The sequence below is a fragment of the Pseudomonas sp. R9.37 genome, from assembly GCF_963878885.1.
Classification (GTDB): domain Bacteria; phylum Pseudomonadota; class Gammaproteobacteria; order Pseudomonadales; family Pseudomonadaceae; genus Aquipseudomonas.
Map to the genome: position 1 here is coordinate 299,750 of NZ_CAWNZA010000046.1, position 19,993 is coordinate 319,742.

At 58.2% G+C, this 19,993-nt stretch carries 21 protein-coding genes and 2 pseudogenes; 22 read left to right on the plus strand and 1 reads right to left on the minus strand.

Annotated features, from left to right (window positions below; all coding sequences use genetic code 11):
- Nucleotides 1-8: 8 nt before the first annotated feature.
- The 22 genes and pseudogenes from AACU78_RS23320 to AACU78_RS23420 all read left to right on the plus strand — a co-directional run bounded on the left by AACU78_RS23320 (nucleotide 9) and on the right by AACU78_RS23420 (nucleotide 19,258).
- Entirely contained in the window at nucleotides 9-512 is a 504-nt protein-coding gene (locus AACU78_RS23320; protein ID WP_106578031.1) for a DnaT-like ssDNA-binding protein, read from the plus strand.
- 203 nt (nucleotides 513-715) lie between these two features.
- Nucleotides 716-1,084, plus strand: coding sequence for a hypothetical protein (locus AACU78_RS23325; protein WP_106578032.1), 369 nt, complete (start codon nucleotides 716-718; stop codon nucleotides 1,082-1,084).
- Nucleotides 1,081-1,677 (plus strand): hypothetical protein, encoded by a 597-nt coding sequence (locus AACU78_RS23330; RefSeq protein WP_106578033.1) that lies wholly within the window; start codon nucleotides 1,081-1,083, stop codon nucleotides 1,675-1,677. The genes AACU78_RS23325 and AACU78_RS23330 overlap by 4 nt, the downstream gene beginning before the upstream one ends.
- Nucleotides 1,678-1,867: 190 nt before the next feature.
- A complete protein-coding gene (locus tag AACU78_RS23335; protein WP_106578035.1) occupies nucleotides 1,868-2,284 on the plus strand; it encodes a phage tail terminator-like protein in 417 nt (138 codons plus the stop codon).
- Nucleotides 2,285-2,335: 51 nt separating this feature from the next.
- A complete protein-coding gene (locus AACU78_RS23340; protein ID WP_080673241.1) occupies nucleotides 2,336-2,596 on the plus strand; it encodes a hypothetical protein in 261 nt (86 codons plus the stop codon).
- A gap of 87 nt (nucleotides 2,597-2,683) precedes the next feature.
- On the plus strand, nucleotides 2,684-3,340 hold the full coding sequence (locus AACU78_RS23345) for a phage tail protein (protein ID WP_106578036.1): 657 nt from the start codon (nucleotides 2,684-2,686) through the stop codon (nucleotides 3,338-3,340).
- Nucleotides 3,341-3,343: 3 nt separating this feature from the next.
- Nucleotides 3,344-3,724: a phage tail assembly chaperone gene (locus AACU78_RS23350; RefSeq protein ID WP_106578037.1), complete on the plus strand. Its 381-nt coding sequence runs from the start codon at nucleotides 3,344-3,346 to the stop codon at nucleotides 3,722-3,724.
- Between the two features lie 47 nt (nucleotides 3,725-3,771).
- The gene (locus AACU78_RS23355) at nucleotides 3,772-4,044 is read left to right on the plus strand and encodes a DUF1799 domain-containing protein (RefSeq protein ID WP_106578038.1); all 273 of its coding nucleotides are present in this window, start codon (nucleotides 3,772-3,774) and stop codon (nucleotides 4,042-4,044) included.
- Between the two features lie 27 nt (nucleotides 4,045-4,071).
- Nucleotides 4,072-7,131, plus strand: a complete 3,060-nt coding sequence (locus tag AACU78_RS23360) for a phage tail tape measure protein (RefSeq protein ID WP_106578039.1) — start codon at nucleotides 4,072-4,074, stop codon at nucleotides 7,129-7,131.
- Nucleotides 7,131-7,469, plus strand: a complete 339-nt coding sequence (locus AACU78_RS23365) for a phage tail protein (protein WP_106578040.1) — start codon at nucleotides 7,131-7,133, stop codon at nucleotides 7,467-7,469. Before AACU78_RS23360 ends, AACU78_RS23365 begins: the two co-directional genes overlap by 1 nt.
- Before the next feature lie 11 nt (nucleotides 7,470-7,480).
- Nucleotides 7,481-8,233 (plus strand): phage minor tail protein L, encoded by a 753-nt coding sequence (locus AACU78_RS23370; protein ID WP_106578041.1) that lies wholly within the window; start codon nucleotides 7,481-7,483, stop codon nucleotides 8,231-8,233.
- Between the two features lie 2 nt (nucleotides 8,234-8,235).
- Nucleotides 8,236-9,003: a C40 family peptidase gene (locus tag AACU78_RS23375; protein ID WP_106578042.1), complete on the plus strand. Its 768-nt coding sequence runs from the start codon at nucleotides 8,236-8,238 to the stop codon at nucleotides 9,001-9,003.
- A gap of 250 nt (nucleotides 9,004-9,253) precedes the next feature.
- Nucleotides 9,254-9,940: pseudogene (locus tag AACU78_RS30135) on the plus strand (PAS domain-containing protein); the annotation flags it as partial.
- Nucleotides 9,941-10,042: 102 nt separating this feature from the next.
- Nucleotides 10,043-10,477, plus strand: a pseudogene (locus tag AACU78_RS30140) (methyl-accepting chemotaxis protein); the annotation flags it as partial.
- 228 nt (nucleotides 10,478-10,705) lie between these two features.
- On the plus strand, nucleotides 10,706-11,317 hold the full coding sequence (locus tag AACU78_RS23385; RefSeq protein WP_106578044.1) for a tail assembly protein: 612 nt from the start codon (nucleotides 10,706-10,708) through the stop codon (nucleotides 11,315-11,317).
- Nucleotides 11,318-11,376: 59 nt separating this feature from the next.
- On the plus strand, nucleotides 11,377-15,102 hold the full coding sequence (gene gpJ / locus AACU78_RS23390; protein WP_106578045.1) for a TipJ family phage tail tip protein: 3,726 nt from the start codon (nucleotides 11,377-11,379) through the stop codon (nucleotides 15,100-15,102).
- On the plus strand, nucleotides 15,099-15,452 hold the full coding sequence (locus tag AACU78_RS23395) for a hypothetical protein (protein ID WP_106578046.1): 354 nt from the start codon (nucleotides 15,099-15,101) through the stop codon (nucleotides 15,450-15,452). Before gpJ ends, AACU78_RS23395 begins: the two co-directional genes overlap by 4 nt.
- Entirely contained in the window at nucleotides 15,452-16,114 is a 663-nt protein-coding gene (locus tag AACU78_RS23400) for a hypothetical protein (protein WP_106578047.1), read from the plus strand. Before AACU78_RS23395 ends, AACU78_RS23400 begins: the two co-directional genes overlap by 1 nt.
- Nucleotides 16,115-16,145: 31 nt before the next feature.
- Nucleotides 16,146-17,072 (plus strand): tail fiber domain-containing protein, encoded by a 927-nt coding sequence (locus AACU78_RS23405; protein WP_106578048.1) that lies wholly within the window; start codon nucleotides 16,146-16,148, stop codon nucleotides 17,070-17,072.
- Between the two features lie 386 nt (nucleotides 17,073-17,458).
- A complete protein-coding gene (locus AACU78_RS23410; RefSeq protein ID WP_106578049.1) occupies nucleotides 17,459-17,884 on the plus strand; it encodes a structural protein in 426 nt (141 codons plus the stop codon).
- Nucleotides 17,881-18,396: a lysis system i-spanin subunit Rz gene (locus AACU78_RS23415; RefSeq protein ID WP_106578050.1), complete on the plus strand. Its 516-nt coding sequence runs from the start codon at nucleotides 17,881-17,883 to the stop codon at nucleotides 18,394-18,396. Before AACU78_RS23410 ends, AACU78_RS23415 begins: the two co-directional genes overlap by 4 nt.
- 67 nt (nucleotides 18,397-18,463) lie before the next feature.
- Nucleotides 18,464-19,258, plus strand: coding sequence for a DNA adenine methylase (locus AACU78_RS23420; RefSeq protein ID WP_106578051.1), 795 nt, complete (start codon nucleotides 18,464-18,466; stop codon nucleotides 19,256-19,258).
- Here AACU78_RS23420 and AACU78_RS23425 read toward each other — a convergent pair.
- On the minus strand, nucleotides 19,255-19,935 hold the full coding sequence (locus AACU78_RS23425) for an SOS response-associated peptidase (RefSeq protein ID WP_106578052.1): 681 nt from the start codon (nucleotides 19,933-19,935) through the stop codon (nucleotides 19,255-19,257). The genes AACU78_RS23420 and AACU78_RS23425 overlap by 4 nt on opposite strands.
- Nucleotides 19,936-19,993 lie beyond the last annotated feature (58 nt).

Here is a 19,993-nt window from a genome sequence, read left to right on the forward strand (position 1 = left end):
GTTGACGCATGACACTCATCATCGAGGACGGCACCGGCAAGCCTGACGCCGAAAGCTACGCGAGCGCCGAGGACCTGGCCCTGTATGCCGTGAAATTCGGCACGGTCATCCCCGCAGGTGTTCCCGAGCAGGACGCGTTGCTTCGCCGCGCCGCCTTGGCGATGGATGGCATGAAGTGGAAAGGGCGTAAGACGAACAGCGAGCAGGCCTTGTCCTGGCCGCGCCGGGAGGTGCTGCTGGATCAGGAGATCAAGCCAGACAACTACCTTCCCGCGCGAATCCAGTACGGGCAGATGGCCCTGGCCGCCGAGATCCATCAGGACGACATCGACCCGGTGGAGAAGCGCAAAGGTGCAGTGCTGCTGGATCGTGTTGAGGGAGCGGTGACGCGGCAGTATGCGGCGATCCCGTCCACCAGCAACCGGCTTTTGCCGGCGGCACCGGATCGGCCAAGCGCCACTCAGTTTGCGGATTATTTGCAGAAGCGTGGCCTGTTCGCTGTTCGTGCATAATTGTAATACGGGGGAATGCGCAGGCTGATGCGCGAGGAAGCTACACGGGTTTGCCGGTGAAATTCCGGTGCTCCTGCAGGGTTTGCGACCAGCGTTGCCGGTTCGAGTCCGGACGGAACCTTGTATGCCGGGATCAGCTCCGGCGTCCCGCACCCATTCAAAGGCCCAGCCATAGCGCTGGGCTTTTCACATCTGGAGCCGCCATGGCCTTCTACGACGAAATGGCCGTGATGGCTCTGGAGATGATCACAGAGTTCGGCCAGTCCGTGACCATCAGCAAGCCGGAGCCGGGCGAGTACGACCCGGACATCGGCGGCGAAGCGCCAGGCGCCACTGTCGAGCAAATCGCCCAAGGTATCCTGCTCGACTTCACCGGCCAAGAATTCCAAAACAACAGTCTCATCCGGCAAGGCGACAAGAAACTCAAGATCGCCGCGCAGGGATTGGCCTGGGTGCCCGGCCTACTCGACAAAGTGGTCGTCCAGGGCCGCACGTGGTCAATCGTGCCCCCAATGAAAGAGATCAACCCCGCCGGCACGCCGATCCTGTATGAGCTGCAGGTGCGCTCGTGAGCCGAGCAGGCGCTGGCCAATCCGGCAGTTTCGCCCTGAGCCTGGCAGAGTTCGCCGCCCAGACGGGTGAAGCCATCGATGCCAGCGTGCGTGAAATCATCATCGAGGTCGGCAGCAGCCTGATTCGAATGTCCCCCGTGGGTAACCCGGAGATCTGGGCGCAGAACGCAGTGGCCACCCAGTACAACAAGGCTGTCGACGATCACAACAGCGCGCTGCGCAACGACCCGGACAATCTCACGAAGGGCGGTAGGCTCATGAAGGGCCGAAAGCTCAACGACGGCATGGACATCAAGGCGCCAGAGGGCTACGTCGGCGGCAGGTTCCGTGCGAACTGGCACATATCGCTCGGCGTGGTCGAGAACGTCACCTTTGACGAGGTAGACCCGAGCGGCGCCGAAACCACTGCGGCGCTGGTTGCTGCGATGAGCGACTTCACCGCCGGCCAGATGGCCTACATCATCAACAACTTGCCCTACGCGATTCCGCTGGAGTTCGGCCATTCCACCCAGGCCCCCGGCGGAATGGTCCGGGTAACCGTGGCTCGCTTTCAGCAGATCGTGCTGGAGGCCATCAGGAACAACCAGGTATGAAGTTCGAAGACGTGCCGGTTCGCCCGGTGATGCGCTATACGCTTTGCGAGTGCGGCGGAAGGCTGCTGCAAGTCGAATACGCCCCGGTACTGCTGTCGTTTCCTGCGCAGTACCTTCACCAGTGTGCCCTCTGCGGCCGACAGAAGAGCTTGCGCGGAGTATCGCCTACGCTTGTGTACGAGGTGGCCTGATGTCGCATGCAATCATCGCTTCGATCTACGAGGCAAAGCTGATTGCCTGGAACAATGCCAGGCCGGAAAAGCTGGGGATCGTCTTCGAAAACAAGAGCTACAAGCCTGCGGTCGACGAAACCTACCTGCGGGCGTTCACGATTCCGGGCGATACCGCGAGCAACACGCTCGGCGGCGATCACCGGCTGTTCACCGGAGTGTTCCAGGTGAGCATCATCGCGCCGGCGGGCACTGGGAAGACCAAGACGAACCCTATTGCGTTCGAGCTGGTCGGCTTGTTCCCGCTATACGCCAGGGACACGAAGGGCTCGGTCACCGTGGTGACCATGTCGCCAGTCGACCCGGGCCCTGGCATCAGCGGTGATTCCACCTACACCGTTCCAGTCTCGTTCTTGTACCGAGCCGACACCAATTGAGCGGCTCGCGCTAGAATCGCTCCACGTAAATGGGTAGGTAGGGGCGTCACCATGGATGAAGATACAAAAGCGCGATTACAGTGGCTGGATGAGTCGGCAGATGATCACGCCTGGAACAACCGCGACGAGATTATTGCCAGCGACAGGTGCATCTGCACTGCGTGCGGGGAATGGTCTACGCCGAGTCAAATTACGAAGTGGTATCTGGAAAAGCATGCCTGTTGTCCTTCCTGCGGCCTTACCGGCGTCGTCATTGGTTCCAAATCTGGGCTGCCTCTTGAGGCTTATCAAGACTGCCGTAATCCTGAATAACGTAACCGCCAAATAATTCGCCCATTGGGCAATCCCAAGAACCCGCCATTGAGCGGGTTTTTTCACATCTGCAAAGAGGAAATACCCATGGGCTACAAAATTCCGGACGGCGGCACCTTCCAGCACGGTGCAACCTATGGCCCGGACATCCCGTTTTCGGCACTGAGCAACGCGGCTGAGGCCGTGGCCACTTTGACTGGCGGCACGCTGTCGGCTGGCGACATCGTGATCGTCACATCCGGCTGGACTCGCCTGGGTAATCGGGTTGTGCGTGTGAAAGCTGCCACTGCCACCGCCATCACCCTCGACGGCATCGACACCACCGACGTGCAGGTCTACCCGGCCGGCTCCGGCATCGGCTCGCTGAAGAAGGTGCTGACCTGGGTGCAGATTCCGCAAATCACTGACGTGGCTTTCGCCGGCGGCACCCAGAACTATCTGGACGTGGTGTTCCTGGAAGATAAGCAAGGCCGCCAGATGCCAACCGACAAAGCGGCGGCCAGTTTGGCGCTGACCATTGCGGATGACCCGGGCCAGGCGTTCAACGCCATCCTTCGCGCCGCTGATGCCAGCCAGACCATTCAGGCTGCGCGCCTGAACCTGCCAGGCAACGACACTCTGTTCTACGGCGCCTTCACCTCGTTCTCCAACCAGCCGACCGTGTCCCGCAGCAACTTGCTGACCCGGACTGTGAACCTGGCGCTACAGGGCGAACCGACCCGCTACCTGACAGCGGTGGCGTAACCCATGGCAAAGATCAGAATCGCCCAAAACCCGACGTTCAAGGCCTTCGTGTCGATCCCTATCGTTGGGGGTGAGCCCGAGAAAATCGAGTTCACCTTCAAGTATCGTGATCGCCCGGGGCTTGCCGCTTTGTTTGATGAGTGGAACCTGAAGCGCGATGAAGCTCGGACCTCCCTGGGCGAAAGCCCAACGCTTTCCGAAATCGTTGCTGCTGACACTGAGCAGCAGTCGCAGCAGATCAAGGACCTCGTGGTTGGCTGGGGCTTCGACGACAAGTTCGACGACAAGAGCATTCGTGCGCTGGTGACGTCCTGCCAGGGCGCTGCTGAGGCGGTCGTGAATGCGTACCAGAGCGCATTCAGTCAGGCCCGCTTGGGAAACTGACGGACGCCGCCCGCGCACTCTATGCGCCGGCGGCACCTGCTGAGTTGATGGGCCTGTTCGGGCTCACCCCGGGTGACCTTGAAGAGGTGACCGAGGTCTGGCCCTGCAACTGGCCGGCGTTCTTCCTGTTCAACCGGATGTCGACTCAGTGGCGGGCGGGCGCCGGCGGCGCGATCGGCCTCGATTACAACTGCATCCGCGACGTGGCCGGGTTCCTCGGAATCAAGAAAAAGAAACTCGCTGAAATCTTCCCTGACCTTCAGGTGCTGGAAGGCGAAGCCCTGCGCGTCATGGCGGAGGAAAGGGAAAACAGCCCGTGAGCACGGGCACTTATTCAAGGTGAGTCGATGAACATTGCAGAGCTCGGCGTCAAGATCGACTCGGCCGATGCAATCCAGGCGAAAACCAGCCTGGATGAGATGGCGAAGGCCGGCGGCCGGGCCGAGCAATCCGCCGTCAGCCTGATGAATGAAATGCAGGCGCTGGAGAAATCACTTTCCACCAGTGCCAAGACTACGCAGGACCTGGCAAAGCAGCGTGATGCGCTCACCAAGCTGACCAAGACCGGCGCCTATGGCGAGGCCGAGGCGGCGAAGCTCTCGGCGCAGCTCGATAAGCAGCAAATCGCCTTGGCCAAGTCAGCGATGGACGAACAGAAGGCCCTGAACAGCCTGCTGGGTGCCATCGACCCGGCCCGGGCCGCATTTGTAAAGCTGGATACCCAGGTTGAGCAGCTGGGTAAGCACCTGGATGCGGGTCGTATCAACCAAGAGCAATACAACCAGGCCCTGAAGAAGATCGATGGCAAGTATGCCGAGATCGACAAGACGAGTTCGGCGTTTGCCGGCCTCGGCCTGAACACCAAAGCCGCCAGGCAGAACGTGGTTCAGCTAGGAAACGCTCTGGCTGAAGGCAACATCCGCGTTGCAGCGCACAACGTTCTGGAGCTGGGGACCAATGCCGGCGCTTCGGCCGTTCGGATCGCAGCCATGGCCGCGCCTATTGGGCTTGCTGTAGCAGCGATCGGCGCGCTGGCTTATGGATTTGTTCAGGGCAGAGCCGAAACCGACAAATACAACAAGTCTCTGATCCTCACCGGCAACTATGCAGGCGTCAGTGCCGGGCAGCTCGGCGATATGGCGCGCCAGGTCAGCGCTACTGTCGGATCTACGGGGCAAGCAGCCTCTGTCTTGGCCCTGCTGGCTGACAATGGGAAGATCGCAGGTGCGAGCTTTACCGAGATCACTCAGGCCGCCGTGTCGATGCAGGAAGCGACCGGCAAGGCCGTGAGCGAGACGGTTGCCGAGTTTTCCAAGCTGGCTGACGATCCGGTCAAGGCGTCCGCCGCGCTAAACGAGCAGTACCACTACCTGACTGCCTCGGTTTACTCGCAAATCGTGGCCCTTGAGAAACAAGGCGATCACGCCGGCGCCGTAAAGCTCGCGACCGATGCCTACGCTGATGCGATCAATGAGCGCACTCCGAAGATTCTGGCAAACCTCAGTCTTTGGGAAAAGGCCTACAACGCCGTGGCGCGCGCCGCCGACGGGATCAAGAATATTGGCCGTCGCGACATCAACGCGGATATTGAAAGTGCGAAGGCGGACCTGCTTGAAGCGCAAAACATGGACGGTTTGTTCCAAAACAAAAAGTCCAAAGACGCGCTGATTGAGTTTCGGCAAAACCGCCTAAACATGCTGGAAGATGAGAAGGCGGCCCAAGCCGATATCGCCAAGTGGGAGGGTGACCAAGCTAAGGCCCAAGGCGAAGCCGTATCGTCGATGGCTAAAATCGATGCTTTGACTAAATCGTCATGGACGAATGAGCAGAAGCGCGCCGATGCGCTCAAGGACTACAAAAAGCAACTCGACGATATCCGCAAGGTAGCGCCGAACGATCCTCGCCTGGCTCAGGCAACGGTTGACAAAAACATCGCCAATATCAACGACAAGTTCAAAGACCCAAAGGCCGCCGGTTCACAGGTCGACTTAACCAATTTCAACAACACCAAGAACGACTTGGCGGCGATCACCGACACCTACAAAAATTACCAGAAGGAACTGGAAGCGGCTCAAAAGGCTGGCTTGCTTTCCGAGGAAGACTATCTGCTGCGGCGCCAGGCGTTGATCGGCAATCAGCTCGACCAAACCAAGGCGGCCTACGAGGCAGAGATTGCAGCGCTTGAGGCCGCCAAAGGCAAGAAGACCACGTCGGCCGCGCAGACCATCCAGCTCGACCAGAAGATCGCTGACGCGCGAGCGGGAATGGTCAAGGCGCAGAAGGACGCTGATAGCCAGCTTGAAGTGTTGGCGACCAACGAGACCGGGCGCCTGGCGAAGCAAGAGCGCGCGATCAGCACCTACGTGCAGGCACTGGGGCAGCAACAGAGAGCCCTGGAGCTTGCCGGGCAGCGCGCCGTGATTGGCGTAGGCCAGGGTGACCGCCAGAACGCACTCAGCGGCGAACTGAACAACCAACAGGATCGATTTGCTCAGCAGTCGCTCGAGCTTGCCAACCAGAAGTCTGACCCGTCGCGGAACATGTCAGAGGAGGAGTTCAAGCGTAAGTCGCAGGCGCTCGCCGACGCGAACAAGGCTGCCACTGACCAGATTCGGCAAAACTACGCGGATGTGGAAAATGCGCAGGGTGATTGGACCAAAGGTGCAACAGCGGCGTGGGACAACTACTTGGATTCGGCTCGCAACGTCGCCGGGCAGACAAAAAGCCTGTTCGGCAATGCCTTTAGCTCCATGGAAGACGCCGTCGTCAACTTCGCCATGACTGGGAAGCTTTCCTTTGCGGACTTCACGAAGTCGATTTTGGCGGATATGGCGCGTATCGCGACCCGTCAGGCGAGCTCGGCATTGCTTGGCAGTTTGGTTGGCGCAGCGGCGAGCTACTTCGGTGGAAGCTCCGCCGGTGGCAATGGGCTGGCTGCTGGATCAGCTGGTGCCGCGTCTTCAAACCTTGGCGCCTCGGCTGGCGGCTATTCCGGCACCTACTTCCCGCAAGCTTTGGGCGGCGCCTGGTCGGGCGGTGTGCAGATGTTCGCCGACGGCGGCGCCTTCACCAATTCAATCGTCAGTAAGCCCACGGCGTTCGGTATGGCCAACGGCAAAACCGGTGTCATGGGGGAGGCTGGAGCAGAGGCGATCATGCCACTGACTCGCACATCCAGCGGCAAGCTTGGTGTTATGGCGATGGGCGGCGGCGGGGCGGGTGCAACGCAGATCAACGTCGCGGTGCATATCGACGGAGACGGCAACGCATCATCCTCCGCCGACGCGCCTGGCTACGACCTGTTCGGCAAGGAGCTGGCGGCTTTTGTGGAGCAGAAGTACCAGCAGATGCGCAACAAGGACATGGGCCAGGGCGGCGTCATCAACAAAGCAATCAAGGGGCGCTGATGGCAATCGAACGATTTACATGGGCAACGGAGAAGGGCGCGGAAGGGGAGATTACCCAGCGCGTCCGGACCAAAAAGTTCGGCGATGGCTATGAGCAGTCGGTCGAGGACGGACTGAACAATCAGTCGGAATCCTGGCCGGTGACGTTTACCGGTATGGCCGCGCGAATCCTGGAGATCAGGAAGTTCCTCGACAAGCACAAAGGGGCAAAGGCGTTTCTCTGGACGCCACCACTCGGCGTGCTCGGGCTCTACAAGTGCAACGGCTACAAGCCTGTTCACCGTGGCGGCCAGGTCTACGCCATCACCGCCACCTTCCAGCAAACCTTTCACCCCTGAGATAACGGCCCATGGCACTGATCACGGACATCCAGAAACTGGAGCCCGGCGGCGAAATCCGCCTATTCGAAATTGACGGGACCGAGTACGGCGCCGATTACCTGCGCTTTCACGGTCACGCCATCCCGCACACACCGGACGAACTATTGGCATACGAGGGATCGGAAGCCGATCTGCCGGCAAAGTCGATTTGGTGGCAGGGTGCCGAGTACGCGGCCTGGCCGGTGCAGATAGAAGGCATTGGCTCAAGTAGCGACGGCACGGCCACCCGGCCGACATTCGCCGCTGGCAACGTCAACGGTCGCGTGACGGCGCTGTGCCTGGCCTTCGAGGACATGCTGAAATTCAAGTTGACGGTCCGCGAGACCCTGGCCAAGTACCTGGACGCAGCCAACTTCCCCGAAGGCAACCCTACTGCTGATCCGACACAGGAAGCGCTGGAGATCTGGTACATCGACCAGAAAACCAGCGAGGACGGAGAGGCTGTGGTCTGGGAGCTTTCGTCCCCGGGCGAGATCGACAACCACGGACTGCCCGGCCGGCAGATGACGACGTTCTGCCACTGGGCCATGACCAATGGTTACCGTGGGCCTGACTGTGGCTACACCGGCGGGGCCATGTTCGACGACGAGGACAACCTCACGGATGACCCAGCCAAGGACCAGTGCAAGGGTTGCTTGTCTTCCTGCAAGAAGCGCTTCGGCGAAAACAACGAACTCTCCTTCGGCGGTTTCCCCGCTGTGTCCCTTCTTGCCAGGAGCTGACCATGCGCAAGCACATTATTGCGGGGATCAAGGCGCATGCGGCGGCGGAGTATCCGCGCGAGTGCTGTGGCCTGCTGCTGGCCATCGGTCGTAAGCAGAAATATTTCCCGTGCCGAAACATCGCCACGGAGCCAAGCGAAGAGTTCCGGCTCGACCCCGAGGACTATGTCGCGGCGGAAGATCTGGGCGAAGTGATCGGCATTGTTCACTCCCACCCGGACGCAACCAGCAGGCCGTCACCGCATGACTTGGCGATGTGCGAGGCCACGGCCCTGCCCTGGCACATTTTGTCGTGGCCTGAGGGCGACCTGCGCACGATCACCCCGACGGGCAACACGCCGCTGCTCAAGCGGCCGTTTGTGCACGGCGCTTGGGACTGTTGGCAGGTCTGCGCCGATTGGTACCAGCGCGAATGGAGAATTGAGTTCGAAGCTTTCCAGCGCATCGATGGCTGGTGGGAGAGTGCGGAGCACGCCAGTTTGTACGAGCATCACTACGAGGACGCCGGATTCGTCCGTGTCGCCCGGCCACAACGTGGAGACCTGATCGTCATGCACGTTGGGCGGACGGTTCACCCCAACCATGCAGGGATCTACCTGGGCACTGATCCAGCTCTACCTGGTGAAGAGTCGGGTACGTTCGGCATCGGTCCATTCCTACTACACCATCTTTACGGAAGGCCATCTGAGATCATTGTCTTTGGCGGACCTTGGTATGACCGAACCAGCTTGATTCTCCGGCACAAAGACGCCATGAGCCAATTGAAATAATTTTATTTAGCGCCAGAGTCGCTGAATTCTGCAGCTTCTGGATGTTGCAGCATCGTCGCTCAACTACACTGTGCACAGCAAAACCGTTTTCCCCTCGGATGTCCTCAATTTTCGCCAGAAGATGCCGATAGGACTGGTGTGATCACAGAGGCGACTTCCTATGTTCAACGCTAACCTTAAGAAACAGCTTCAATTTCAAAATAATGAGCTGTTGGAGCTGCGCCAGCTGCGCGATGGCCTTAACCGTGAAATGTTAACTTTGAGTATCGACTCAACGTTTAGAATTACGGCATGTAACGACAATTTTGGAAAAGCACTGGGCTATGCTCCGGATAGTCTTTTAGGTCGCGCAATGGCAGAGATTGTGCCGCAGTACGTATCCAAGCTAGAGTGCTTTCATAACTTCCGATCCGCGGTTGCCGCAGGCAAATCGATCACCGACGATTATAGGTACCTTCATGCTGATGGCTCATTAGTCTGGATTCATGCACATTGGCAGCCAATCAAAGATGAGAGTGGCCAGTTGAGTCATGTTACTTGCTACGCTACTAACATTACTTCTCGAGTAGAAAAAGCTTCGGAAAATGCGTCATTCATTGAGGCGCTACTACGTTCTACAGCGGTGATCGAGTTCGATCTCTCTGGAAATGTACTGATGGCAAATGATCAATTTTTACAAGCTATGGGCTACAGCCTAAAACAAGCAAAAGGGAGCCATCACCGAGTTTTCTGTAAACCAGAGCAAGTTTCATCCCAGGAATACAATGATTTCTGGTCAGCGTTGAATAAAGGTGAGTTTGTTGCCGGCCGATTCGAGCGTTTAGACAGCCGCGGCCAAACGGTGTGGCTGGAAGCAACCTACAACCCGGTTTACGACACCGAAGGTAAACTTTGTAAAGTAGTAAAGTTCGCGACTGTGGTGACGGATCAGGTGGCCCGTGAGCAAGAAGTCAGCGGGGCAGCCCAAACAGCGTTTGAGATATCCCAGCAAACTGATATCAGCGCACAGCGAGGAGCTGTTGTCGTAAACGACACTATGCACACAATGCGTAAAATCGCCGCTGACATGCAGGCAGCCTCTGGGGGAGTAGAAGCGCTGGGCAAACAGTCATTGTTGATCAGCTCGATTATTCAGACGATTAGCAGCATCGCTCAGCAAACCAATCTTCTGGCTTTAAACGCTGCGATTGAAGCCGCTCGCGCAGGTGAGCAGGGTCGAGGCTTTGCCGTTGTTGCTGACGAGGTTCGACAATTGGCTGGGCGAACCAGCACGGCGACAGAAGAAATCGCATCGGTAGTTTTACAGAATCAGAAGCTGGTAGATGAGACCGTCACTGAAATGGCAAATAGCAAATCACAAGCGGAACAGGGCCTTGAGCTCGCCACCCAGGCAGGTCAGGTCATTGTCGAAATTCAGGATGGTGCGAAGCGAGTGGTCGACGCGGTGGGCAGGTTTGCGACCCAGGTTGCTTAGCGAACGAGGTAGTCCGGTAAGGCTGCCATTTTGAGGGCTAGGTTCATTCGTTGGAGAGTAACTTTAAAACGGCCCAGAGGCGTAGCTTCTGAGACAACGCACTATTTGTTGGTGAGTTACTGGATCGCCAGTAAGAGACTGGCGGTACTTAAACTAGCGCGTATTGCAGCGCATCAAATTGATCAAGGCTCGCTTCGGCGGGCTTTTTTATCGCCTGGAGAAAAGCAAATGGCGGCACTTGCCGTTAATTATCAGCCTATGACCACGATCCTGCTCTACGGACAGCTTCGTCAGTTTGGTAAGTCCTTTCGGATGGCCGTAAGGACGCCGGCAGAAGCAGTTAAGGCCCTGTGCGTGCAAATTCCAGGGTTCGAGCGATTCTTGTCCAACGCCAAGTCCCGTGGGATCGAGTTCGCCGTATTTCGCGGCAAGACAAACCTAGCTGAGAAGGAACTTGAGTTCTCGGGGGAGGGTGATATTCGCATTGCCCCGGTGATAACCGGCAGTAAGCGCGGCGGAGCGCTGCAAACCATTGTCGGCGCAGTACTGATCGTTGTCGGGCTGGTCATCACCGGCGGAACCTTTGGCGCGGGTGCACCGTTTGGCTCAGCCTTGATCATGATGGGCGGCTCGATGCTGCTGGGCGGCGTTATCCAAATGCTCAGCCCCCAGGCCGGCGGCCTCAAGACCAGTGCGGCGCCGGTGAATACTCCCGGCTACGCCTTCGGTAGCGCCAAGAACACCACGGCATCCGGTAACCCGGTACCGCTCTGCATTGGCGAGCGCCGCTGGGGCGGCGCAATTATCAGTGCCGCGATTTACGCCGAAGATCAGATGTAAAGACCACCCGCAGCTCCAATGCCGGCCATGAGCCGGTTTTTTATTGTCCGGAGGAAAGCATGGGCGCAGCACGCAAGATTGATATCCACGGCGCCAAGGGCGGCGAAGAGAAGCCAAAAACGCCAACGGAAGCCCCGGACAGTCTGCGCTCGGTCGCTATTGCCAAGATGCTGATCGCTGTAGGGGAGGGCGAGTTCGAAGGAACACCAACCGCCAAGGACATCTACCTCGACAACACCCCACTGCAAGACCCTCAGGGGAACATGAACTTCCCGAACGTGAAGTGGGAATGGCGTACTGGCGCGGTCGACCAGACCTATATCCAGGGTATTCCGTCCGTCGAGAACGAGACCACCATCAGCACGGAGCTGCGTAGCGGCACGCCGTGGGTTCGGGCGATTAGCAACACTCAGCTTTCCGCTGTGCGCGTTCGATTCGCATGGCCAGCACTGCAATCCGTCGATGCGGACAACAACATCAACGGCTACCGCATTGAGTACAAGGTCGAGCTGGCCACCGATGGCGGCGCTTACAAGCAGGTGCTGAGTGAGGCTGTCGACGGCAAGACCACCAGCACCTATGAGCGCACTCGTCGCATTGATTTGCCCAAGGCAACTACCGGTTGGCTGATGCGCATCACCCGTCTGACTATCAACCAGAACAACAACAAAATCTCGGACACGATGCAGATCGCCGGCTTCACTGAGGTGATCGACGCGAAAATTCGCTACCCGAATACCGCGCTTCTCTACATCGAGTTCTCGGCAGAGCAGTTCCGCAGCATCCCGGCGGTGACCGTGGGCTGCAAGGCTCGAAAATGGTCAGTACCGAGCAACTATGACCCCGCATCGCGCACATACAGCGGCGTGTGGGACGGCACCTTCAAGGAGGCCTACACCAACAATCCGACCTGGGCGACGCTCGGCATCACCACGAACGACCGCTTCGGCCTGGGCCGCCGCATCAAGCCATGGATGGTCGACAAGTGGGAGCTGTATCGGATCTCGCAGTACTGCGACCAGTTGGTGCCGGACGGGAAGGGTGGCCAGGAGCCGCGCTTCATCTGCAACTTGAATCTGCAGAGCAAGGCTGATGCCTGGTCGCTGCTGCGCGATATCTCGGCGATCTACCGTGGGATGACCTACTGGGCCCAGGGCCAGGTATTCACCCTTTCGGATATGCCGCGCGCCACGGACTTCGACTTCGCTTACACCCGCGCAAACGTGATCGATGGCAAGTTCACCTACTCCAGCGCGTCGGAGCGCACCCGCTATACCCGCGCGCTGGTCAGCTACGACAACCCGCTCAACAACTACGACACCGATGTCACGGCGGTGACTGACCAGAAGCTGCAGCGCCGCTATGGCGACAATCCGTTGGAGATCAGCGCGATTGGCTGCACCCGCGAATCGGAGGCCCAGCGCCGTGGTAAGTGGGCCCTGCTCACAAACGCCAAGGATCGGGCGGTCACCTTCAAGGTCGGCCTCGACGGGCGCATTCCGCTGCCTGGCTACGTGATCCCGATCGCTGACGAACTGCTGGCCGGTCGGCCGGTGGGCGGGCGTATCTCGGCGGTGAACGGCAAGATCATCACTCTCGACCGCGACACCCAGGCTAAGCCCGGCGACCGCCTGATCCTCAACCTGCCCGACGGTAAGTGCGAGGGGCGCACCGTGCAACTGGTCAGTGGCCGGCAGGTCACGGTCACCGTGGCTTACTCGGTTGCGCCCGAGCCTGAGCTGGTGTGGGCACTGGATGCTGACGACCTGGCCATCCCGCTTTACCGCGTGGTGAGCGTGGCCCGGCCAGAGCCTGGAGTGTTCGAGATCTCGGCCGTGCAGTACGACCCAAGCAAGTTCGCGCACATCGACACCGGCGCGCGCCTGGAAGAGCGGCCGATCAGCGTTATCCCGATCACCGTCGTTCCGCCGCCGGCAAGTGTCACGCTCACGTCGAGCTACGCCGTGAACCAGGGCATTGCGATCAGCACCATGAACATTTCATGGCCTGCCGTGGCTGGCGCTGTCGCGTACGACGTGGAGTGGCGTAAGGACAGCGGCAACTGGATCAAGGTGCAGCGCACTGGCTCGACCAGCGTCGACGTCACCGGCATTTACTCGGGCGCCTACCTGGCTCGCGTGCGCTCGGTGAGCGCCTTTGAAATTTCCTCAGTCTGGAAGAGTTCGAACCTCACCAACCTGCAAGGCAAAACTGGCCTGCCGCCGGCGGTGTCGTTCCTGCACACCACCAGCGAACTATTTGGCATCAGCATCAAGTGGGCTTTCCCACCAGGTGCAGAGGACGCCCAGCGCACCGAGTTGTGGTACGGCCCGGCGAACAACCAGGCGGCGGCTACCAAGCTGGCCGACCTGGCTTACCCGCAGGCCGACTATCGCATGCAGCAGCTGCAGGCGGGTGCAACGCTGTTCTTCTGGGCGCGCCTTGTGGACCGCACCGGCAACATGGGGCCGTTCTACCCGGTGGTGAATGGCGTGATGGGCCAAGCCAGTTCCGACGCTGGCCCGATCCTTGAACAGATCAAGGGGCAGATCAACGAAACGTCGCTTGGGAAGACGCTCAACGACCGTATCAACCTTGTCGACGGCAATGGCCCGGGTTCGGTGAACAGCCGCATCAACACGGCCAAGAAGGAGCTGGAAGGCCTGATTGACCAGATCGTCGACGCTCTTGAGTACGTTCCCAGCAAGGCCTACGCCTTGAACGACATTGTGCGAATGGGTCAGCACCTGTATCAGGCAAACGGGGCGGTACCGCCGAATAGCCCGCCGCCGAACGCAACCTACTGGACCGACATCGGCACGGTCACGCAGACGGTAAACGCCCTGGTGACGCAGGTTCAGCAGAACTCGGCGACGATCAATCAGCACGGCCAGGACATCAGCGCCCAGGCGTCGCAGTTGAATGCGGTGAGGACGACAGTCAACGATCCAGTCATCGGCGTGGTTGCCACAGCGTCGGGCCTGAGCACGCTGAAAACCTCGGTTACCACGCTCGACGGCAAGGTCAAAACCACCGCTGAACGCGTAGACGGCATCTACGTACAGGTCAATCCACCGCTGCAGGGCGACGATAGCGCGCTGATGGGGTCGGAGGCAGCCTACATTGGAGTCTGGTCAACTCAGTCAGCATTGATCGAGGGGGATCTTGTCCAGGGGCAGAAAACCGAGGCCGTCGAGGTGAAGGTGGCGGCGACCGCCGCGGCAGTCGCCGCCGAGCAAACCGCAAGGATCAGCGGCGAGGGCGTGCTCGCGTCCAGCATCGAGACGCTAAAGACCTCGGTGGGCGGCAACACCCTGGCCATCCAGACCAACGCCACGGCCATTCAAACCGTCGACGGCAAGGTCACTGCGAATTGGACTGTGCGGTTGCAGTACGAGGCTGCCACCGGCCTCTACAAGTACGCGGGTATCGGGCTTGGGTTGGAGAACGGGCCGGGCGGTCTGCAGTCGCAGTTCATCATCGACGCCGACCGGTTCGCCATCGGGCAGGCCGGCATCGTGCCCTTTGCGGTACAGGGTGGGCAGACTTTCATTAAATCGGCTTTCATCCAGGACGGCACGATTACCAACGCCAAGATCGGCAACTACATCCAATCCAACAACTACGACCCGGGTAAGGCTGGTTGGAAGCTGTTCTTTGATGGCACGTTTGAAATCAATGGGGTTGTTCCTGGGCAGGGTAGATCAATGATGACAAATAGATCATTACGGTTTTGGGACAATGGCGGCGTCAAGCGGGTCCAAATTGGGGATCTAAGCGAATGAGTGTTGGTATGAGAATTTGGGGCGCTAATGGCGCCCTCCAGCTGGATGAGAATTCATTTACTGTAAGGATTGTACACTCACAGATTGTTCAGGCTGCAGCCGGTCAAGGTAGATTTATTGATTTGGCGATTCCCGGATATCCAGATGTTAATCCTACTACGTATTCTGCTGTTTGTGTTCCTGTAGCACCATATGAAGTTAGTGGTCAACGTACACCTATTACATATACACCTATTATTTATCCGGGTCCACCGGGTTATGTAAGGGTTTACTTTGGTGCACCGGGCGGTGCTGCTGGTTCACCTATTGGAACAACACCTCAGAGACTTTTAGTTATGAGGTATAAATAATGTCCTTCGGCCTAACTTTTGTAAACAATAAGGATGTTGTAACTCTTGACTCTGAATTTTCCAGGCTTGTAATTGTAGAGTCTGGAACATGGACAACAAATAGCAGTCAGAATACGCCAATCTTTTTCAAGGCAGCGGTTACAACTACAGAGCCACCATTGGTATTTGTAAGACCAAATGCTGCTAGCAATTTATACTACTGTCAAGTGATTGGAACACCGGGTAATTGGACCGCTGTATCTTTTTCAACATCGCTTGTTGGTGCAACAGGTAAGTGGTTTTCTGCTGTGTTTAGATCAACACCAACTGCCACATATGGTTTGCGCTTATGGGATGCTAATAAAACCCTTATCTTTGATAATGGAACACCTTGTGCCCAATTCACAGCAACTGTAAACAACTGGACTTATCTAGGTTTAACTCAAACTTTACAAGGTTTATACAATTTAATGTGGACGCCTACTGGTGGATTTCCATTATCCAATGGTGATTATATGCTGATCAATAATATTGCCTTTGACATGCCGGGTCTGCAATCTAGACAAGGTAACATGTATGCCTTTTGGGACTTCCCAAACGATAGAATGATCTTACAGGCGGTAGGTGTTGATTTACCATCAGCACAATATCTACCAATGGTATTTGCAAAACCCTTTTCTTGATTAACGATGAATATGTTACTTGGAGTTTATAATGGCAAGACAGGAAATCAACTTAGGTACAGCGCCCACAGGCGCCGGTGGTGATACCACCCGGAGCGCCGCCGCTAAAATGAACGCAATGTCTACGGAGCTCTATACCGCCCTCGGCGGAGCGACTGGAACTCTCCCGTCCGCCTTACCAATTGCTAAGGGTGGCACTGGCGTGACTGATGGCCGCGCTATATTCACCGAGGTAGGCGTGCAGGGGGCTTCGGGCCGGTACAACATCCAGGGTCTGTATGCGGGCTGGAATGCTGCCGGGCTGGGGGAAGGGCACTTCATCGTAAACAAAGGTAATGGTGACGGTGGTTTCTCTTGGCGCTCAGTAAATGCTGGCAATACCGCCGGTGGCCCAGCCATGACCTACTCATATGATGGGATCTTGAAAGTCACTACCGTATCCGCGTCGGGTGTGGCAGTTGGTACGTTGGCTGTATCGAATGAGGTCTCAGTAGAATTGCCGGTTCGTGGAATTCGTTGCCGCACTGGTGTGAGCGGGGCTTATACAGCTCAGTCCTATAATCTCAACTGGACTGGCTCCAACGTTGACGTGTACATCGGCGCAACGTACGTGGGCACCATGACACTGTTCGGCTCTGACTACCGCTTCAAGAAATACATCAAGGACGCGCCGAAGACATCTTACCTGGACCGTGTCGACGCTTACCGGATCGTCACCTACCAGCGCAAAAACTTTGGCGATGTGTTCAAAGGCGATGACGTCGTTTACCAAGGGCTGATCGCGCACGAGGCACAGGCGGTCAACCCGCTTGCCGTTACCGGCGAAAAAGATGGGCTTGGCGAAGATGGCCAACCCCGCGTTCAGCAACTCGAACCGATGGCGCTGATCACGGACTTGATGGGAGCCGTCAAAGAATTGCGCGCAGAGCTCGCTGCGTTGAAGGCTGCACAGGTTTAAGCAGAGCCCTCCACAAACAAGCACACCGATACCGCCTTGAGCGGTTTTTTTTCGCCTGGAGAAAGCTCAGCGCTTCAAACTTTAAAAGCCGTTACCACGAATGAAAAAATGACCGGGGAGCTTGGTCCACCAGGAAGGGGCTGGGGTGTAGCATCCGGGCTGATCGGCCGGGGTTGCATTGCAACTGACCTGAAGTCGACCAGCCTTAATGTCAGGGCCATCCTGCCCGCCGCTATAAGTTTCACAGGCGCTCAGAGTGAGGACTGCTAAGAAAAGTATTCCGTATTTCATGGGATCCATCCCTGTCCGTTCCGATAATTAATCGGAGTATATCGAAAGAGTATCGCCCGACAAGACGCGGGCTTTTTTTCGTCTGGAGAAAAGTTATGCCGATCACTGAAACCCGCGGCGTTCGTAACCGCAACCCCGGCAACATCGACTACAACTCAGCCAACCAGTGGCAAGGCCAGCTAAAGCCCGATCCCTCGGTTGAGAAGCGGTTCGCTCGGTTTGATACGCCAGAGAATGGCATCCGCGCCCTGGGCAAGGTGCTGCTGACCTATCAGCGAAAGCATGGCTTGAAGACGGTAAAGGCGATCATCAGTCGCTGGGCGCCGGCTGTAGAGAACGACACCGCAGCCTACGTGCGTGCCGTCGAGGCGAACACCGGCACCCGCCTTGGCGCCGAGGTTGACCTAACGCAGCCGATGGTGATGTCCGGCTTCGTCAAGGCGATCATCCACCACGAAAATGCCGGGTTTGCCTATCCGGATGCGGTACTGGCGGAAGGCGTGCGGCGGGCGCTGGCATGACGCCGGTGCAGAAACTGGCGAGTCTGGTGCTGCTGATCCTGGTGTTGATGGCCGGCGCCGTGGGCGTGACCTGGCAGGTGCAGGACTGGCGCATGGGGGAGAAGCTCGCCGAGCAGGCCGGCCTGCACAAGGATGATTTGACCGCGGTCAGCAATGCCGCCGCTACGCAGGCCCGCGCCGAACAGGAAAAGCGGCTGGTCATCGAGAAAGAACTCGCTAACCAGGACCAACAACACACTCGAGAACTATCCGATGCTCAACGCAACCAGGCTCTTTTGCGCGACCGCCTTGCCACTGCTGATGTGCGGCTGTCAGTCCTCCTTGCCGACGATCCAGCCAGTGGCTGCAACGTGCCTACCGCCGCCGGCGCCGTCGGCGTGGTTCATGCAGCCCGTAGAGCCCAACTTGACCCAGCTCATGCTCAAAGAATTATCGGCATCACCGACGCCGGCGACCAAGGATTGATCGCGCTGCGGGCGTGCCAGGCCTATATCAGGACAATTGCGCCCTGACCTACCTTTCAGGTTGCAAAAATCAGCACCACCACAATGAACACTCACCTTGCAAAGGATTGCAAAAATGACAAACCCAATCGTTCCATGGATGGGTGGCAAGCGCCGCCTGGCCGACCGTCTGATTTCTCTCTTCCCTCCACATGAATGCTACGTTGAAGTTTTCGCTGGCGGCGCGGCGCTCTACTTCATGCGGCCCCAGGCTGCACAAGTTGAAGTCCTCAACGATATCAATGGCGACCTAGTGACGTTGTATCGGGTGGTGCAAAACCACCTGGAGGAATTCGTGCGCCAGTTCAAATGGGCGCTCAGTTCCAGGCAGGTATTTGAGTGGCAGAAGATGACTCGGCCGGAAACTCTTACCGATATTCAGCGGGCTGCCCGATTTTTCTACCTGCAGCACCATGCCTTTGCCGGCAAGGTCAGCGGCCAGAGCTTCGGCACCGCCACTACGGCGCCGGCTATCAATCTGTTGCGGATTGAAGAGAACCTTTCTGCGGCCTGGCAGCGCCTTTCCGGAACCTACGTCGAAAACTTAGGATGGCTTGAATGCGCCGAGCGCTACGACCGGCCACACACTTTCCACTACATGGACCCGCCGTACTGGCAGACGGCAGGCTACGGGGTGGACTTTCCGTTCGAAAACTATGAGCGGATGGCCGACTTCATGCGCCGCTGCAAAGGCAAGGTCATGGTGAGTATCAACGACCACCCTGATATCCGGCGGGTATTTGAGGGGTTCCACTTTGAAACGCTGGACATCCGGTACAGCACCACCAATCAGCGTCAGGGAAAAGCCGAGGTCAGCGGCGAGCTTGTGATCATGAATTGGAAACCCTCTGACCTCGGCGGGCTGTTTTAGGGTGCAGGCTGTATCAGGTGGGGCCCCTTGTTCCGTACGTTGCCCACGGCCGTATCGACCTTGAACCATTCGAATGCCTCAGCTGGCTCGCCCTGGTGCAGCACCATCTGCTCGGCGCGCTCCTTGGGCGTGGCCGGGTCAAGCCATTCACGAGCCAGGTCGGGCGTCAGCACCACCGGCCGCCGGTCGTGGATGTCCACCATTCCGCCTGCGCTGTCGGCGGTGATGATCACGAACCCGTCGTGCTCGCCTGGTCCTTCATCAGCGTCGGGCAGTTGGCCGATGGCAGCGCAGAAGATGGGAGCGCCATCGCGCCGCCGGATCAGGTAGGGCTGTTTTTTGGGTCCACCTTCGTCGACCCATTCAAACCAGTTATCGATGGGCGTGATTGCCCGGTGCGGCCAGATCGCCCGGAAGAAAGGCCCATGGGCTACCTTCTCGGCGCGCGCATTAATTGGCGCGGCGCGGTCTTTAGCCCAGTGCGGCCGCCAACCCCAGCGCACCGCCTCAGCCAGGAGCAGCTCGCCCTGGACGTGAAGCAGCGCGACCTGAGTCGTGGGCGCTACGTTGTAGCGCTCAATAGGCAGGTCACCCACCGAATTCGCCAGGGCATTGGGCATGCTCAGCGCTGTGACAAAGTCGTGGATGCCGCGGTACTGTGAAATTCTCCCGCACATGGTGTTCTCCGCTCGTCGGACCTGCTGAACAGCTGGGCGCTGGCCAATCTCTACACTG

Coding starts and splice junctions, on each gene's coding strand:
- AACU78_RS23320 (WP_106578031.1), top strand. CDS start 9: ATGACACTCATCATCGAGGACGGCACCGGCAAGCCTGACGCCGAAAGC.
- AACU78_RS23325 (WP_106578032.1), top strand. CDS start 716: ATGGCCTTCTACGACGAAATGGCCGTGATGGCTCTGGAGATGATCACA.
- AACU78_RS23335 (WP_106578035.1), top strand. CDS start 1,868: ATGTCGCATGCAATCATCGCTTCGATCTACGAGGCAAAGCTGATTGCC.
- AACU78_RS23340 (WP_080673241.1), top strand. CDS start 2,336: ATGGATGAAGATACAAAAGCGCGATTACAGTGGCTGGATGAGTCGGCA.
- AACU78_RS23345 (WP_106578036.1), top strand. CDS start 2,684: ATGGGCTACAAAATTCCGGACGGCGGCACCTTCCAGCACGGTGCAACC.
- AACU78_RS23350 (WP_106578037.1), top strand. CDS start 3,344: ATGGCAAAGATCAGAATCGCCCAAAACCCGACGTTCAAGGCCTTCGTG.
- AACU78_RS23355 (WP_106578038.1), top strand. CDS start 3,772: ATGGGCCTGTTCGGGCTCACCCCGGGTGACCTTGAAGAGGTGACCGAG.
- AACU78_RS23360 (WP_106578039.1), top strand. CDS start 4,072: ATGAACATTGCAGAGCTCGGCGTCAAGATCGACTCGGCCGATGCAATC.
- AACU78_RS23365 (WP_106578040.1), top strand. CDS start 7,131: ATGGCAATCGAACGATTTACATGGGCAACGGAGAAGGGCGCGGAAGGG.
- AACU78_RS23370 (WP_106578041.1), top strand. CDS start 7,481: ATGGCACTGATCACGGACATCCAGAAACTGGAGCCCGGCGGCGAAATC.
- AACU78_RS23375 (WP_106578042.1), top strand. CDS start 8,236: ATGCGCAAGCACATTATTGCGGGGATCAAGGCGCATGCGGCGGCGGAG.
- AACU78_RS23385 (WP_106578044.1), top strand. CDS start 10,706: ATGGCGGCACTTGCCGTTAATTATCAGCCTATGACCACGATCCTGCTC.
- gpJ (WP_106578045.1), top strand. CDS start 11,377: ATGGGCGCAGCACGCAAGATTGATATCCACGGCGCCAAGGGCGGCGAA.
- AACU78_RS23395 (WP_106578046.1), top strand. CDS start 15,099: ATGAGTGTTGGTATGAGAATTTGGGGCGCTAATGGCGCCCTCCAGCTG.
- AACU78_RS23400 (WP_106578047.1), top strand. CDS start 15,452: ATGTCCTTCGGCCTAACTTTTGTAAACAATAAGGATGTTGTAACTCTT.
- AACU78_RS23405 (WP_106578048.1), top strand. CDS start 16,146: ATGGCAAGACAGGAAATCAACTTAGGTACAGCGCCCACAGGCGCCGGT.
- AACU78_RS23410 (WP_106578049.1), top strand. CDS start 17,459: ATGCCGATCACTGAAACCCGCGGCGTTCGTAACCGCAACCCCGGCAAC.
- AACU78_RS23415 (WP_106578050.1), top strand. CDS start 17,881: ATGACGCCGGTGCAGAAACTGGCGAGTCTGGTGCTGCTGATCCTGGTG.
- AACU78_RS23420 (WP_106578051.1), top strand. CDS start 18,464: ATGACAAACCCAATCGTTCCATGGATGGGTGGCAAGCGCCGCCTGGCC.
- AACU78_RS23425 (WP_106578052.1), bottom strand. CDS start 19,935: ATGTGCGGGAGAATTTCACAGTACCGCGGCATCCACGACTTTGTCACA.